Source organism: Larkinella knui (genome assembly GCF_003858645.1).
GTDB classification, from domain to species: Bacteria; Bacteroidota; Bacteroidia; order Cytophagales; family Spirosomataceae; genus Larkinella; species Larkinella knui.
This window is the reverse complement of record NZ_RQJP01000005.1, coordinates 86,113-102,053: the sequence shown is the minus strand read 5'-3', so window position 1 is coordinate 102,053 and position 15,941 is coordinate 86,113. Positions and strand designations below refer to the sequence as shown.

The window sequence follows — 15,941 nt, the reverse complement described above, 5'->3', positions numbered from 1 at the left end:
CAGCCGGAGTGAAAGGGAGTCAATCCTTTTTCCAGCCTTGCCTTCTCCTTTCTCCTTTTTTTAGCATTATCTTTACCCGGATTTCACCAGCCGAACTTATTTTAGTTCGGCGTTTATTCTCTATGGAAGATAAAAGGCACCTGGATAAAGTATCGGCAGCAGGTCTGCTGGTGGCACTGGGTATCATCTACGGCGATATTGGCACCTCGCCCCTATACGTACTTCGCGCTGTTGTCGGCACCGATCAGCCCATCCAGGAAAACATTGTCAGGGGAGCACTTTCCTGCATTTTCTGGACCATCACCTTACAAACCACCATCAAGTATGTCATTCTGGTACTGCGGGCGGATAACCGGGGTGAAGGGGGCACGTTTGCACTTTATGCCCTGGTTCGGCGACACGCCCGCTGGCTGACGATTCCGGCCATCATTGGCGGTAGCGCCTTGTTAGCCGACAGCATTATTACTCCGCCGATCTCGGTTTCATCGGCCATCGAAGGACTTCGTATTCTCTATCCCGACATTCCTACCGTACCGATTGTGCTCGGTATTCTGGCCTTCCTGTTTCTAATCCAGACGTTCGGAACCAGTGTCGTAGGCACCGCCTTTGGCCCCATCATGCTGTTGTGGTTTACCATGCTCGGAACGCTGGGTGTGTTGCAGATTGCCAGTGACGTATCGATTCTACAGGCCGTTAATCCGCTGTATGTTTATCATTTTCTAAATGACTACCCCGGTGCGTTCTGGCTGTTGGGAGCGGTTTTTCTGTCGACAACCGGCGCGGAGGCTCTGTATGCCGATATGGGCCATACCGGTCGGGGGAATATCCGGGTTAGCTGGGCCTTCGTGAAAGCCTGTCTGTTGCTCAATTATTTTGGTCAGGGCGCTTTTGTAGAAAGTCTGGCAGGTCAGCCCCTCGGTGACCGCAATCCTTTTTATGGATTAATGCCCGAATGGTTTCTCTTTGCCGGTATCGTGATTGCCACTATGGCCACGGTTATTGCAAGTCAGGCCATGATCACTGGTGCCTTTACGCTCATCAGCGAAGCCATCCGGCTCAATTTCTGGCCGAAAGTTCGCCTTCGGTATCCGACCAATAAAAAGGGTCAATTGTATGTCCCCAGTATCAACTGGCTCCTTTTCGCGGGTTGTGTCGGGGTGGTTCTCTACTTTCAGGAGTCATCACGCATGGAAGCGGCTTATGGCCTGGCCATCACACTCACCATGCTGATGAGTACCATTCTGTTTAGCTACTACATGTACTCCCATAAATATAACGCGTGGTTTGTACTGCTGTTTCTCATTTTTTACCTGGTCGTCGAGACGAGTTTTCTGATTGCTAATCTGGCGAAGTTCACCCACGGCGGTTGGGTATCGGTGCTCATTGCCGGGGTCATGGCGGGTATCATGATCATCTGGTTGAATGCCAACAAAATCAAGCTGCGGTTGACGGAGTACGTCAAAATTGACCAATACATTCAGCCGTTTAAAGAACTCAGCCGCGATATTAGTATTCCGAAATATGCAACGCACCTGGTTTTTATGAGCAACGCGGCCCGGGCGGCCGAAATTGAATCGAAAGTCATCTATTCCATCTTTCAGAAACGGCCTAAACGGGCGGATATTTACTGGTTCATCCACGTCGACACGACCGATGATCCGTATACGATGGAATACAAAGTGAATACCATTGCGCCCGATGATGTCTACAAGGTTACTTTCCGGCTGGGTTTTCGAATTGAGCAACGGATCAACCTCTTTTTCCGGCGGGTTATCGAGGATATGGTAAAGAATAAAGAAGTGGATATTACGAGCCGCTACGAATCACTCAGCCGCCAGAATGTAATTGGCGATTTCCGGTTTGTGGTACTTGAAAAATTCCTTTCTTTCGAAAACGATCTTCCGCTGCGGGAACGCATTGTGATGGATGTTTACTTTTTTGTCAAAGGGTTTACAACGCCGGAAGATCGCTGGTTCGGACTTGACAGCAGTGCCGTGAAAATCGAAAAAGTGCCGCTGGTTATCCGCCCGGTCGAAAACATCAAACTCAAACGAATCGATACCTAGTTTTCATCTGTTCCCTTACGTTATAGCCACACAACCTGCTGGTAAATAACAGGTTAACTTCTTTACTTAAATGAAAATACTGATCACCGGCGGAGCTGGTTTTGTTGGTTCCTCACTGGCTTTGTCTCTCAAAACCGACTATCCACAGTACGAAATTTTTGTTCTCGACAACCTCAAACGGAAAGGTTCCGAACTGAATGTAGCCCGCCTGACCAAAGCCGGTATTCAGTTTGTGCACGGCGACATCCGGAACAAGGAAGACTTCGATCCCATTCCGCCCGTCGACACGCTCATCGAAGCCTCTGCCGAGCCATCGGTGCTGGCCGGTCTGACCGGAACGCCCGATTATCTGATCAATACCAACCTGTTTGGTACGGTCAACTGCCTCAATTTTGCACTAAAATCCAAAGCCAACGTTATATTCCTTTCCACGAGCCGGGTTTATCCCATCAAAACCATCGAAACCCTGAACTTCGATGAGCACGAAACCCGCTTTGTTCTTTCCGACGAGCAACCGGTTCCGGGCGTTTCGTCCAAAGGTATTGCCGAGAATTTCCCGCTCGACGGCGCTCGTTCCCTCTACGGCACCACCAAGCTGGCGTCGGAACTCATTATTCAGGAGTATCAGGAATTTTTCGGTCTGAAAACCGTCATCAACCGCTGCGGAGTCATTACCGGGCCGTGGCAGATGGGAAAAGTCGATCAGGGCGTGATGGTTCTCTGGATTGCCAAGCATTATTTTGAGCAGCAACTCGCTTACATTGGCTACGGCGGTACGGGCAAACAAACCCGCGACATGCTCCACATCGCCGACCTTTACCGCCTGATCGATTGGGAACTCCACAACATCGACCAGGTCAACGGCCAAATCCTGAATGCGGGTGGTGGCAATGAAAGCAGCGCATCGTTGCAGGAACTGACAAAAATCTGTCAGGAAGTAACCGGCAAAACCATTCCCATCAGTAGTGTTGCCGAAAACCGGGCGGCCGACATCCGGCTTTACATCACCGACAACACGAAGGTGACCAAACTGACCGGCTGGAAACCGGAGCTGGGAATGAAAGAAATTGTCACCGATATTACGAAGTGGCTCGACGAAAACCGGGCCGCACTCGAACCGATTTTGAAGTAACGAAAACGGCTTTTTGCTATTACCGGTTCGCCCCGTTACCGCTATGAATGCCAAAAGCCACCCGAAAAGGTGGCTTTTGGCACTATAAGAAGGCTCGAAAACGACATCAGGCGGTTGTCACCTCAATTTCCTCACCCTGCTTGTTATAAAACTTGAATTCGTTGATTCCGAACGAACTGTCTTTGATCAACTTCACCCAGGTTTTATACTTCATGAACCATTGCATTTGCTTCGACCACCAGCCCGCGGTATAATAGGCGTAGAGGTATGGGTGCATCATGATCTGCACGCCCGGCTCGTTTTGGCGGGTTAGAATATATTCTAAATTCTGCTCGATGGCGTCCGTAATCAGGATACTGGCCTGAATCGTACCGGTGCCGCCACAGGTTGGGCAAACTTCTTTGGTAACAATATTGATTTCCGGCCGCACCCGTTGCCGCGTAATTTGCATCAGACCGAACTTCGTCAACGGCAAAATGGTGAATTTTGAGCGGTCGGTTTTCATTTCCTCCCGCATCACGTCGAAAATCATCTTCTTATTGTCGGGTTTCTTCATATCGATAAAATCGATGACGATGATTCCACCCATATCGCGCAGCCGAAGCTGGCGGGCAATTTCTTTTGCGGCTTCTTTGTTAACGCTAACAGCCGTAGCCTCCTGGTCTTCTTCGGAATTCGATTTATTACCACTGTTCACGTCAATGACGTGGAGCGCTTCCGTGTGCTCGATGATCAGATAACCGCCCGCTGGCAGACTTACCGACCGTCCAAACAGCGATTTGATCTGTTTTTCCAGCCCGAACTGTTCGAAAACCTTCATCTTGTTGTTCGTATAGAACTTGACGATTTTCTCTTTTTCGGGGGCAATGGTGTGAATGTACGTTTTAATTTCATCATACATCTCCCGTGTATCGACGGTAATGCTGTCGAACGATTCGTTCAGCATGTCGCGGAGGATGGATGAAGCCCGGTTCATCTCGCCAATAATCCGGTCGCGGGGTTTGGCGTCGCGCAGGAGTGCAATCCCTTTTTCCCATTTTTCGAGGGAATTAGTCAGGTCACGATCCAGTTCTTCAACGTCTTTACCCTGTGCCACCGTCCGGACGATAACCCCAAAATTCTGCGGTTTTATCGACGACATCAGGCGCATCAGGCGCGTCCGTTCGGCTTTATCCGTAATTTTTTTGGACATATTGACCGTATTGGCAAAGGGCACCAATACCAGATACCGCCCTGCAATGGAGATATCGCAGGATAAGCGCGGACCTTTGGTCGAGATGGGTTCTTTGACAACCTGCACCAGAATGGGTGCGTTCTTACTCAATACCTTATCAATTTTCCCAAGTTTGTCGATCTCGGGTTCCAGCTTGAAATTATTCAGCCGGCCGGTATTGGTCCGTTTGGCGATAACGTCTTTTGTGAATTTGTTAAGCGAGTTAATGTTGGAGCCTAAGTCCAAATAATGCAGAAATGCATCTTTTTCGTAGCCAATGTCGACAAATGCCGCATTGAGGCCCGTCACTAATTTTTTAACAGTTCCTAAGTAAATATCGCCGACGGTAAAGCTGCTGTCCGACTCTTCAACGTGATATTCCAGCAGTCTTTTGTCTTGCAAAAGTGCTATCCGATCACCTTTCTGAGTCGAACTAATGACTAATTCGTTACTCACAAGATGAATATGCGGTTAAGTGGCCCGAAAATAAATAAAAAGGCCGGGCAATCGGTTCGTTGGCATCCAGGGTATTTCCCCGTTGCACAAGCGAATAAGTTCCCCGATTGTCCGGCCCGTATGGTAACACTCCGCCCACAGGCGGCTTACCTTATTTTTTCTTATGGCGATTCTTTCTCAGACGCTTCTTCCGCTTGTGGGTAGCAATTTTGTGACGTTTTCTCTTCTTTCCGCAAGGCATAATGGTAACTATTTTTTATGGTTAAAAATGGTTGAATGGCGGGATGGTTAAAATGGTTTGAATGGTTAAAAAGGGTTGAATAGCGCGACAATTGAAATGGCTAAATTCTTAACCATCCTAACCATACTACCATTCTTTACCCATTCAAACCATTTTTAGCCATTGAACCCTCGAATCCATTCAATTTTACAAATTCTTCTCCAGCTCTTTAACTGCTGCCTGAATCGTTGGGTCTTTTTCCCGCGCTTTCACGTTGGCAAGCAATTTTCGAGCCTCTTCTTTCCGGCCCATTTCGCTCAGACTGATAGCCAGGTAAAACTGCGCCTTAGTGTTGTCCGGATGGCTGGTCAGAATAGACCGAAACCGTTCCACCGCCCGGTTGTATTGACCCGAACGCATTGACAACAGACCCATATTGAACAACCCCAGTTCGTTGGTGGGATCTTCCTTGAGAACATCACGCAGCAACATAATTCCCTGCATGGGCGTTTCGGTCGTAACATACGTCATCGCCATATTAGCCTTTGCAGCCAGCAAACCAGGATTGCTATCGAGTGCTTTCTGATAAAATTCCCGGGTCTTCTTGCCCAGATCGGCCAGTTTCTGATTGTCAACGGCAAATCCGTAGGCTTCATAGTATAAATCCCCGGCCCGGAGTAAATTGGCCTCGGTTGGAGCCAACGTTACCAGTTGTTCGGCGATTCGGGCTGCACTGTCGAAACGGCTCACTTTGCGGTAAGCCTGAATCAATTCAGCACCGACCACCGGTTTTTGTTTGTCATCAACGGATCTGAAACGGCCGCTCAACCGGTTGAGTTCCTTCTGCTGGTCGGGCGAAAGGCTGGCCGTATGCAGGTCCGAACGATCGGTACGCAAAACCGCCGTATCACGCACGGCTTTGGTGGCATCCGTAGTTCGTTCGTTGGTCAGTTTCCGGTCTTCGTTACGAACAACTACATTCGGCAAGCTGTATAAGCCTGCCGTCAACAGTACGCCTACACCGATGACGAGAAAAATAGATTTATTCATGGTAACAGACATGAGAAATCAGACAAGAGATACGACATTCTTTTCTCTTGTCTAACATCTCATCTCTTTTGTCTAACGATTAAGCAGAAACGTTTTCGTTCCGTTTAACCTGGGTTTTTACTTGTTCAACAAACACCTTGGCCGGCTTGAAGCTCGGGATAAAATGTTCGTCAATGACCATCGCCGTATTTTTGGAGATGTTCCGGGCCACTTTACGGGCTCTCTTTTTGTTAATGAAACTACCGAACCCTCTCACGTAGATGTTCTCATTCTTCGCCAGATTGTTCTTAATTACGGTAAAGAATGTCTCAATGGTGTGTTGAACATCTGCCTTGTCGATTCCTGTCTTCTCGGCAATTTCTGCGATTACGTCTGCTTTCGTCACGTTCGTACTAAACTTTAAGGTTCAATCAGTTGTTGAAAAAAAAGCCTCTCTAAATTGGGAGCACAAAGGTAGATTTTTCCTGTTAGAGAAAAAACACTCTACCTTGTTTTTTCTTCTCAACAACACCAAGTTACGAATTGTTTTGGATTGGTTTTCAGACTCAGACGACTCAACAGCCGGTTTTGCTACTACCCTGACGGAGTGGTATGAACATCATAAACGGGATTTGCCGTGGCGGCACACCCAAAATCCGTATTTCATCTGGTTATCAGAGGTTATCCTCCAGCAAACGCGTGTTGTGCAGGGGCGTCCCTACTACGAGCGCTTCGTGGCTGCCTATCCCAGCGTGCAGGCAATGGCCAACGCCGACGAGCGTGATCTGTTGCGGCTTTGGCAGGGCCTGGGTTATTATTCCCGAGCCCGGAATATGCACAAAACCGCCCAGTACGTTGCCGGTGATTTGGCGGGTCGTTTTCCTGAAACGTTCCTGGATTTGCTAAAACTCCCCGGTGTTGGTGCCTACACGGCGGCCGCCATTGCGTCTTTTGCCTTTCAGGAGAAGGTGGCCGTAGTAGATGGAAATGTCTACCGCGTGCTGGCCAGGGTTTTCGGCATTGAAGAAGATATTACGACAACGGGAGCGAAAAAAACATTTTCGGTGTTGGCTAACCAACTCATTCAAATGTCTGACAATCCGGCTACCTACAACCAGGCGATCATGGAATTTGGTGCTATTCAGTGCACGCCTGTTTCGCCCGATTGTCTCCTGTGCCCGCTGCAACAGCGCTGTCAGGCGTATCTGACGGGTCGGCAACGGATGTTACCGGTCAAAAGCAAAAAAACCGCCGTACGTGAACGCTATTTCAACTACATTGTGATCCGCCAGGGCGACCGGATTGCCTTGAAAGAGCGAACCCAGAAAGATATCTGGCAGCACCTGTATGATTTTTGCCTGATTGAAACCGAGGAACCCCTGGAAGCGTTTCGGGAATTACCGGAAGGAAAGACGCTGAACTGGGTCTTGCAGGAAGGCATTTTGAAGGGTTTATCCGACGAACGAACCCAGGTTTTATCCCATCAAAAGATCCGGGCACGGTTCTGGCTGGTGGAGGTTCCGGAGGGTCGAAAAGTGGTGTTGCCAGACGGGCTAATTTTTTGTAAACCATCTGAAACAGAACGGTTACCAAAGCCAATTTTAGTCGTTGACTATTTGAAAAGTCTTCGATTTTGACTACTTTTACTTAGTACATTATTATCCATTCATCATTTTATTTACCGTTTTATGGCAAGCATGAACAAAGTGATTCTGATTGGCAATGTTGGTAACGATCCCGAAGTCCGCTACCTCGATGGTGGGTCGGTTGTAGCCAAATTTAGCGTTGCCACAAACGAACGCTATACCACCCGCACCGGAGAGCAAGTCGACCAAACCGAATGGTTTCGCGTCGAAGTTTGGAATGATCAGGCTAAAACCATTGAAAAATACGTCCGTAAAGGAAACCAGATTTATGTCGAAGGCCGGCTGAAAACCGAAACGTATACCGACCGTGATGGCAAGGAGCGTTTCTCATTGACGGTTCGGGCCACCACGTTCCAGTTTCTCGGCAGTGCCCGTCAGGATGGTGCCGATGGTGGTGGCGAGTCTTACGCCGAATCAGCCGCCCCGGCCCCCCGCCAACAAGCGGCTCCACAGCCCGCTCCCGCCCGACAGGCCCAGCCCCAACCGGCTCCACAGCCCGCTCCCGCCCGACAGGCGGCTCCGGCAGCGCGCAAACCGGAACCGGTGCCCGACGACATGAATAACGCAGGTGACGACGATTTGCCGTTCTAAGCCTGTGCTTTTGTTCACCTATACGCAATTACATGGATAGCGATCCACTTTCGAGTAAGGTGCTCCTGGCTGATACCTGGGGCACCTATCTTAGTTTTTATGGCCCTTATGCCGCCATTTTGATGGTATTACTGGCACTTGCTGCCATTGTATCCGCTTCGGAAGCGGCTTTTTTCTCACTTTCGTCCGACGACCGGGCGACTTGTCGCAGCAGCGACGACGCAGCCGAACGGCGGATCATGCACCTGCTCGACCGACCCCGGCGTTTGCTGGCGTCTCTTCTCATTTTCAACAATTTATTAAATCTGGCCATTGTCGTAATCGTTACGTATCTGGTCTGGAAACTAACCCAGCTCGACCCCACATCCGGGTGGGTTCTGGCCAGCCTGACCACGGCCCTGACCCTGATGATTGTGCTGTTTGGTGAGATTATTCCCAAAGTTTATGCCAGCCAGAACAGCTTGTCGGTGGCTCGGCGAACCGCTCCGCTGGTGGCAGTCGCTTCGACGTTGTTCCGCCCTTTGTCGGTATTGCTGGTCAGTTTGACGAGTGTGATCGATCAGCGTATTCACCGCCGGGGTTACAAGGTTTCCATGACCGAACTCAACCAGGCTGTTGAGCTAACCAGCAGTGAATCAACCCAGGAAGAGCGTGAATTGATCAAAGGCATTGTCAATTTCAGCAACCTTACGGCCAAACAGGCTATGCGGGCCCGGGTCGACATTACCGCTTTCAGCGAAGAATTAACCTTTACGGAGTTGATGACGCAAATCAACCAGTCGGGTTATTCCCGGGTTCCGGTGTATAAGGAATCGCTGGACGAAATTGAAGGCATTCTGTACCTCAAGGACTTGCTCCCCCATTTGGATAGCGATGATTCATTTCACTGGCAAACCTTGATCCGACCGGTTTTTTTCATTCCGGAAACCAAAAAAATAGACGATCTGCTGCAGGATTTTCAAAAACGCCGGGTTCATATGGCCATTGTGGTGGATGAATACGGCGGTACGAGGGGCCTGATTACCCTGGAAGACATCATTGAAGAGATTTTTGGTGACATCAACGATGAATTCGACGAGGAAGATCCCATTCCTTTTCAGCGCATCGATGAACAGACCATCCGGGTAGAAGGCAAGCTCCTCCTGACGGATGTTTGCCGCGTCCTGCACGTTGACATTACCTATTTCGATGAAGTAAAAGGGGAAAGCGAATCACTGGGCGGTTTGCTGCTGGAGTTATTTACCCGCGTTCCCGAAACGGGGCAGGAGGTTAGTTATGGTGAGTTTACGTTTAAAGTGCTTTCTGCCGATGATAAACGGATTCAAAACGTAGAGATTGTCAGACAGGAGCCCAACACATAATCAGCCAGCAATTCGTTTTAAGTCTCCGTCCAGAAAGGCCCCAAGGGCGGAAAGAAGAGATCAGCGCGTTTCCGATAGTCCATAAAAACCGGATGGTCGTCAACCTTTACAGAAAGTATATCAGCCCACAATCTTAACCGCAATTCTGCCACCGCGGTATGCTATTTTAAAACGAAACCGTTAAAACGGTTCTGCCCGGAAGACCTGTTCAGCAGCCCCACCCTTAAAGCTGCAGTCGGCTAAATCACGATGCAAAAATTACTCCGTTCCGGCGCGTCATTCGTTACGTTTTAGCGGTATTGTACCTATTTGCAGATCAAATTGTAATTAACAAACAATCAGTTAGTTAAAGTAGATAGTAGGCGCTCGAATTAGTACTTTAGTAACACAACCTAAACGTTTCTATCGATGAAAAGGCGACTAGTACTGCTAAGTTTTTTGACCAGTTTTTCGATTGCTTCATTCGCACAGGATGATAAACCGGATCCAGCGGTCGTTAAAAAAATCCGGGAAGAAGGGCTAACCCGCTCCAAAGTGATGGAAACCGCTTTTTACCTGACCGACGTCAACGGCCCGCGCCTGCAGGGACCCGGTTTTATGAAAGCCGCCAACTGGTCGAAAAACAAACTGGCGGAATGGGGCCTGCAAAATGCGAGACTGGAATCGTGGGGCGAATGGGGCAAGGGCTGGGAAATTGAACGCAGCTACATTGCCATGACAGCGCCGTATTATAAAACCATCATCGCCGTGCCGAGGGCCTGGAGCGGAGGGACGGAAAAAATGCAACAAGCCGAGGTGTTGTACATCGACGAGTCGGACACAACGGCTTTAGAGGCATACCGTGACAAGCTCAAAAATAAAGTTATTCTGCTTCATCAACCGTTCGCCATCAGCCCTTCTTTTACCGCCGATGCGAAACGGTTTACGGACGCCGATCTCGAAAAAATGGCGAAGGATGAATCCGTCGCCCGCGACTCCTCCTACCGCAGTCTGATTCAGGCCATGCGAACCCGTAACGCCTTCAACCAGAAAATGCGCAAACTGGCCAAACAGGGCGGAGCACTGGCGATTCTGAACACCAGCCAACTCAGTAAAGACGGTACGCTGTTTGTCAGTGGGGATTTTGCCAATGCCGCCAGCGGTATTGCACATGATGAACTCGCCGACCTGACGATTTCCGTAGAAGATTATCTGTCGCTGAGCCGGATGGCCAAAGCCGGCATACCGATTAAACTGGAACTGGATGTAAAAACCAAGTTTTACACAACCGATACAAAGGGGTATAATGTAGTGGCTGAAATACCAGGTTCGGACCCTAAACTGAAAGAAGAAGTGGTGATGCTCGGTGCTCACCTGGACTCCTGGCACGCTGCGACGGGCGCAACCGACAATGCCGCCGGTTGTTCGGTGATGATGGAAGCCGTCCGGATTCTGAAAACGCTGGGGCTGAAACCCCGCCGTACCATCCGGATTGCCCTGTGGAGCGGAGAAGAACAGGGTTTACACGGCTCCAAGAATTATGTAACGAAACACTTTGTGGATCCGGCCACCAATAAACTCACGAAAGAAGGCGAACAACTGGCGGCTTATTTCAACGTCGATAACGGAACTGGTAAAATCCGGGGCATTTATCTGCAAAACAACACGGCGGCAGGACCGATCTTCGCCAAATGGCTGGAACCATTCCATGATTTAGGCGCAACGACCATTGCCCCCAAAAGCAGCGGAGGAACTGACCACGTTTCGTTCGACCGGGTCGGGCTGGCCGGTTTTGGATTTATTCAGGACGGTATCGAATACAGCACCCGCACGCACCACACGAACATGGACACCTACGATCACCTGATTGCGGATGATCTGAAGCAGGCAGCTACCGTTGTAGCCTCGTTCGTGTACAATGCGGCTATGCGCGATCAGAAAATCCCGCTAAAGAAAACTACGGGTGCCGCCGACGCAGGTCGCTGATTGGTCTGGTCAATAGAACTAATCCGGGTTGTAACGATCGGTTACAACCCAATTAACACACTTTTTACCAGTAAAATCAGGAAGGCTGCGGCCGAAACAACCAGCCCCCATTCTTTAATGCGGGTCAGTAACTGACGTCGTTCGACCTGGTTTTGGAAGGAGCCAATGATGTGTTCGGCAATATCGGCAGTGGCAAATAAACTCGCGATTTGCAGCAAATGCCAGGCATAGTCAAAGCCGTCGATGCATTGTTGCCAAACGAGCGGTTGAACAAAGAAATAGATCAATAAAATCCATTCTTTTATTCCAAACCGGGTGATTCGAAGCTGAACCCGGCCAGCAAAGTTGGTGAAGCGCTGTTTCATCCTGTCTGATTGTACGATGGGTACTTCAAAATTAGCAAACATCGTGCTATTTTTCCAGACCCGGATCGCAAAAAAATGCAAACAGCGGTTCTCCTTTCTTTCTAAACCCTACCGATTCACTTCTTCACTGGCTGGTGCATCATTAACGTTTCAATTACTTCGGTAACCTGCGCCACCGGCATTTTTTCGACCAGGTAATAATGCGGGCCGTTCGGATCATCCTCCCAGGAATTGGTGCCGCCATTGATCACAAAACGGCCCCGTTTCAGCCCATAATACGGTTCAACACCCCGGATGGCGACCAAAACCGCCGTCTGGTCCCAACTCATCCGCCCGTCGGCGTCCTGTTTTGTTTTTGGCATACAGAATGCAAATACATCCTTCACCGGGCTTTTCAGGGTCGAATTAGCCACCAGACGCGGACCGGTTTTAATTTGCTTACCAATTTCAAAACCGCTGAAAATGACCGGGGTCGGCCAGTTGGCAAAGGCTTTTTCGGAAGCCACTGAATCTTTGTACACGTTAAATTCACGTCCTTTCGGAAAAGCGCCCGCCATCGATACCAGTTCTTTCACTTTTTGTTTTACCAACTCTTTCCCACCCATCCTGGAATACCGATCGGGTTTGGAATCCAGCAAATTGGCCATGTTAGACAGGAAACCGACAGTAACGATGGTGACACTGGCGTCCGGTTCGCTGGCCAAAATCTGGCGGTATGTCGTTACCGCATCCGGCGCATCATTACTCGACCGCCTGGTGTGCGGATAGGCAGCAACCAGCATTTCAGGCCATTTCTGCCAGGCGCCATCCACCACGCCCGGCCCCTTGGTTACGCCCGTCGGCAGGTTTGGACGACCGAAATACGTGTTCAGAACATCGATAGTTGGCACCACCAGTTCGTGTTTGTTGGAAGCAATAACCGCCAGTGGACGGGCCTCTCCCCGATCGGCCAGCGCGTGCAAAACCGCCATCGCGCCAACGTCATCGTAGTCGGGCCCAATGTCAGTGTCCAGAATGATGGCAACGGGCTGTTTGGGCCGGTTCTGGGCCAACGAAACCAGGGAAAAGGTTACCAGGAAAAGGATTAGGAAGGGTTTCATGGGATGTATCGATTTGCGGCCAATTTCCGAAATTACACCCACAACCCCTCTCCTCTGACAAAATTTCGGCGAATCGACTCCAGATCCGTTTCGGAAATCGTCAGCAAGCCCGCGTTTTGCAATTGCCGGAACCGGCTTCGCTCCAGCGGGGCTAGATGACCATCCAGGAGAATGGTAAAAATAAAGAGCCGTTCCAGTCCCCGGCGCACCGAAACGGAGCAGTCGGCCAGTTGGCCGGGCACGTCTTCCGCTTTCACTCGCGTTCCCGCTTCGGGGTCGATAGAAAACCGGGCCATAACGGCTTCTCTGAGCAATAAATGGGGATAATTGTCGGGCCTGGAAGAAACGGCAGCGTAGTGCAATACGGCGGGAAGCAGTTGCCGAAACGTGGTTTCACGACCGAATTCTTCGACCAGTTCGTTGGTAAACTGCCGAATGGTCAACGGGGCCATAACCCGGATCTGGGCTTGTTGCAGGATTTGGTACGTCGCCCGGCTGATTCCGATGGCAACCACCAGCGTGCTCGTCAAAACGATAACGATCGGTGAAACCGCCCGTTCGCTCCAACTCCGGAGAAGCAATTGCAGAACGCCATTAGCGACGAAAGCCAGCAACAGAACCGTCATGAGATAACCGGGCATGGTCCAGTGTAACAACGGCCGGGGGCTCATCCGAAGCCGGAACAGACTTCGCGGAGGGCTGTTTTCGGCCAGTTGATTCAAATGACGGGCAAACGATGAATCATGAAAACGCGGAAACTGGCACGTCATTTCGATGAGACGAATCGCCCCCGTATGAACCAGTAATAAAGCGTGGATAACCAGGTAAAGTACCAAAACCGCAAACAGAATACTGATCAGCGGCCAGTCGCCCAAAGCCGTGTGAGTTTCCGCAAACCAGTCCCCCCAGAGTGAATGCGGCAGATAAAAAACCCATATACCAAAAACACCCAGTGCGGAAGACACCAGCATGGTTGCTCCCTTTATCCGGTAGATGGCGTGTCGTTCCGCGGTGTTCAGGACAAAGGGCTCATCGGACGGGTGATCGGTGTGCATGGCACGAGCCAAATAACGCAGTGTTGTCCGGCCTGCAGTGGCCTGGTCGAGATCGCCAGTGGAATCGGTTGAGTCGGACATGGAATTGACAGCTTACTTTTACTATAACTGGATTAACAGGCAAGCTGTTTGCATACCCCCGGACTTTAGTCCGTGAAACCGGTTTCGAAAAACACGGACTAAAGTCCGGGGGTACCGACTTACACCGGATAGTTCCACTCGCCCCGGTAATCGCGGCTCAGGAGCTTATTGGCTTCGGCGTCGCCTTTGATTACTTCTTTTTCACCATCCCACTCAACACTACGCCCCAGTTTATACGACAACATGCCCAGCAAAGCCATGTTGGTGGACCGGTGGCCAATTTCGATGTCACAGGTGGGTGTACTTTTGGTTTTGATGGCTTTCAGAAAATCATCCCAGAGCTGGGCGATATTCTGGTCATCGGGTTTATTCAGTTGCGGGTCCTGGTGAATGATCGGTTTTTTTGCGTCGGCCGGGTAAAAGGTCCAGCCGTCCATCCAGCCCATATGAAATGTACCTTCAGTTCCGTAAAAATAAACGCCGACGGCCTGTTGCGGATGGGTTTTCTCGGCATTATTACCCGCAAACGTGCGGTGTTCCCAAACGGCCGTAAAGTCTTCGAACTCATAACTGGTCACCTGATGGTCGGGCGCATCGGTGTTGTCCTGTTTAATGGCGCGTCCGCCGGTCGAAAAGACTTTTTTTGGGTATTTTTCTTCGGTCCACCACAAAATCTGGTCCATCCAGTGAATCCCCCAATCGCCCAGCGTACCGTTGGCATAATCCAGGTAATTGCGGAAACCGCGTGGATGGATGGTACGGTTATAAGGCCGCAACGGAGCCGGACCACACCAGAAGTTCCAGTCCAGTTCTTTGGGTGTTTCTTCATCGGGTACTTTCTGACCCGGCCCACCGGCGTAATGCACAAACGCGCGGGCCATGCCGATTTTACCGGCTTTGCCTGATTTTAGAAACTCCATCCCGGAAACATTGTGCGGAGAAACCCGCCGGTGCGTTCCTACCTGGCATACTTTACCGGTTTGGCGGGCGGTATTGACCATCGCCCGACCTTCCTTGACGGTATGTCCAACTGGCTTCTCCACGTACACGTGCGCGCCCTGTTTCATGGCTTCGATGGCAATGAGCGGGTGCCAGTGGTCGGGGGTAGCCACTATGACGATTTCGGGTTTTTCGCGGGATAGCATCTCACGAAAATCGCCGTACATTTTCGGTTTGTCGCTGGTCAGTTTACTAAACTCGTCGGCGGTTTTGGTCAGTTGGCGCTTGTCGACATCGCAAAGCGCGACCAGCTTCGACTGCCCGGACTGCATAGCACACCGCAGGATGTTGTTGCCCCACCAGCCAGCCCCAACCAGCGCTGTGCGATACGTTGATTGCTGGGCCAGCGTGATCAACGGACGGGTTACCACCGCAGCACCGGCAAGTGCCGATGTTTTCAAAAAATCAGAACGGTTCATAAGTCTCGTATCGGGTAGAAATAGTCCTCGAAAACTACGGAATCTGACAGGTAATCACAAACTTTCTGACTAAACCCCCGGTTTTGAATGTACCTTTGTAAAATGATTTAGGTGGTTATCGTGTTGAATGGGTGAAATGGTTTGGTGGCTAAAAAAGGTTGAATGGGTATCGTTGCTAATGTTCTAGTAGCCAGTAAACCAGCCGTTTTGACCCTTATTTATTCAACCATTTTTAACCATCAA

Annotated in this window: 13 protein-coding genes; 6 read left to right on the top strand and 7 right to left on the bottom strand. The window is 50.2% G+C overall.

The window, feature by feature from the left end; genetic code table 11:
* The first annotated feature begins 122 nt into the window (after positions 1-122).
* Both EHT87_RS22780 and EHT87_RS22775 read left to right on the top strand, forming a co-directional pair.
* On the top strand, positions 123-2,066 hold the full coding sequence (locus tag EHT87_RS22780; RefSeq protein ID WP_124908988.1) for a KUP/HAK/KT family potassium transporter: 1,944 nt from the start codon (positions 123-125) through the stop codon (positions 2,064-2,066).
* A 70-nt stretch (positions 2,067-2,136) separates the two neighbouring features.
* A complete protein-coding gene (locus tag EHT87_RS22775; RefSeq protein WP_124908987.1) occupies positions 2,137-3,198 on the top strand; it encodes an NAD-dependent epimerase/dehydratase family protein in 1,062 nt (353 codons plus the stop codon).
* Positions 3,199-3,304: 106 nt separating this feature from the next.
* Here EHT87_RS22775 and EHT87_RS22770 read toward each other — a convergent pair whose 3' ends face one another.
* From EHT87_RS22770 to EHT87_RS22760, 3 genes are all read right to left on the bottom strand, one after another.
* Entirely contained in the window at positions 3,305-4,867 is a 1,563-nt protein-coding gene (locus EHT87_RS22770) for an Rne/Rng family ribonuclease (protein WP_124908986.1), read from the bottom strand.
* A gap of 427 nt (positions 4,868-5,294) precedes the next feature.
* Positions 5,295-6,137 carry a tetratricopeptide repeat protein gene (locus EHT87_RS22765; protein ID WP_124908985.1) on the bottom strand — a complete coding sequence of 281 codons (843 nt, stop codon included), beginning with the start codon at positions 6,135-6,137 and terminating at the stop codon, positions 5,295-5,297.
* Positions 6,138-6,216: 79 nt separating this feature from the next.
* Complete coding sequence (locus EHT87_RS22760) at positions 6,217-6,522, bottom strand: HU family DNA-binding protein (RefSeq protein WP_124875949.1); 306 nt, start codon at positions 6,520-6,522, stop codon at positions 6,217-6,219.
* A gap of 142 nt (positions 6,523-6,664) precedes the next feature.
* Between EHT87_RS22760 and mutY the strand changes: the two genes are divergently transcribed.
* From mutY to EHT87_RS22740, 4 genes are all read left to right on the top strand, one after another.
* Positions 6,665-7,753 (top strand): A/G-specific adenine glycosylase, encoded by a 1,089-nt coding sequence (gene mutY, locus EHT87_RS22755; RefSeq protein ID WP_124908984.1) that lies wholly within the window; start codon positions 6,665-6,667, stop codon positions 7,751-7,753.
* 51 nt (positions 7,754-7,804) lie between these two features.
* On the top strand, positions 7,805-8,353 hold the full coding sequence (locus tag EHT87_RS22750; RefSeq protein WP_124908983.1) for a single-stranded DNA-binding protein: 549 nt from the start codon (positions 7,805-7,807) through the stop codon (positions 8,351-8,353).
* A gap of 32 nt (positions 8,354-8,385) precedes the next feature.
* On the top strand, positions 8,386-9,714 hold the full coding sequence (gene gldE, locus EHT87_RS22745; RefSeq protein ID WP_124908982.1) for a gliding motility-associated protein GldE: 1,329 nt from the start codon (positions 8,386-8,388) through the stop codon (positions 9,712-9,714).
* A gap of 408 nt (positions 9,715-10,122) precedes the next feature.
* Entirely contained in the window at positions 10,123-11,679 is a 1,557-nt protein-coding gene (locus EHT87_RS22740; RefSeq protein WP_124908981.1) for a M20/M25/M40 family metallo-hydrolase, read from the top strand.
* Positions 11,680-11,720: 41 nt separating this feature from the next.
* On the opposite strand, the gene EHT87_RS22735 is transcribed toward EHT87_RS22740, so the two are convergent.
* From EHT87_RS22735 to EHT87_RS22720, 4 genes are all read right to left on the bottom strand, one after another.
* Positions 11,721-12,044 carry a hypothetical protein gene (locus EHT87_RS22735; protein ID WP_124908980.1) on the bottom strand — a complete coding sequence of 108 codons (324 nt, stop codon included), beginning with the start codon at positions 12,042-12,044 and terminating at the stop codon, positions 11,721-11,723.
* 116 nt (positions 12,045-12,160) lie between these two features.
* Positions 12,161-13,144, bottom strand: a complete 984-nt coding sequence (locus EHT87_RS22730) for a nucleoside hydrolase (RefSeq protein WP_124908979.1) — start codon at positions 13,142-13,144, stop codon at positions 12,161-12,163.
* A 32-nt stretch (positions 13,145-13,176) separates the two neighbouring features.
* The gene (locus EHT87_RS22725) at positions 13,177-14,280 is read right to left on the bottom strand and encodes an LBF_2804 family protein (RefSeq protein ID WP_124908978.1); all 1,104 of its coding nucleotides are present in this window, start codon (positions 14,278-14,280) and stop codon (positions 13,177-13,179) included.
* A 119-nt stretch (positions 14,281-14,399) separates the two neighbouring features.
* Entirely contained in the window at positions 14,400-15,698 is a 1,299-nt protein-coding gene (locus tag EHT87_RS22720) for a Gfo/Idh/MocA family protein (protein ID WP_124908977.1), read from the bottom strand.
* Positions 15,699-15,941 lie beyond the last annotated feature (243 nt).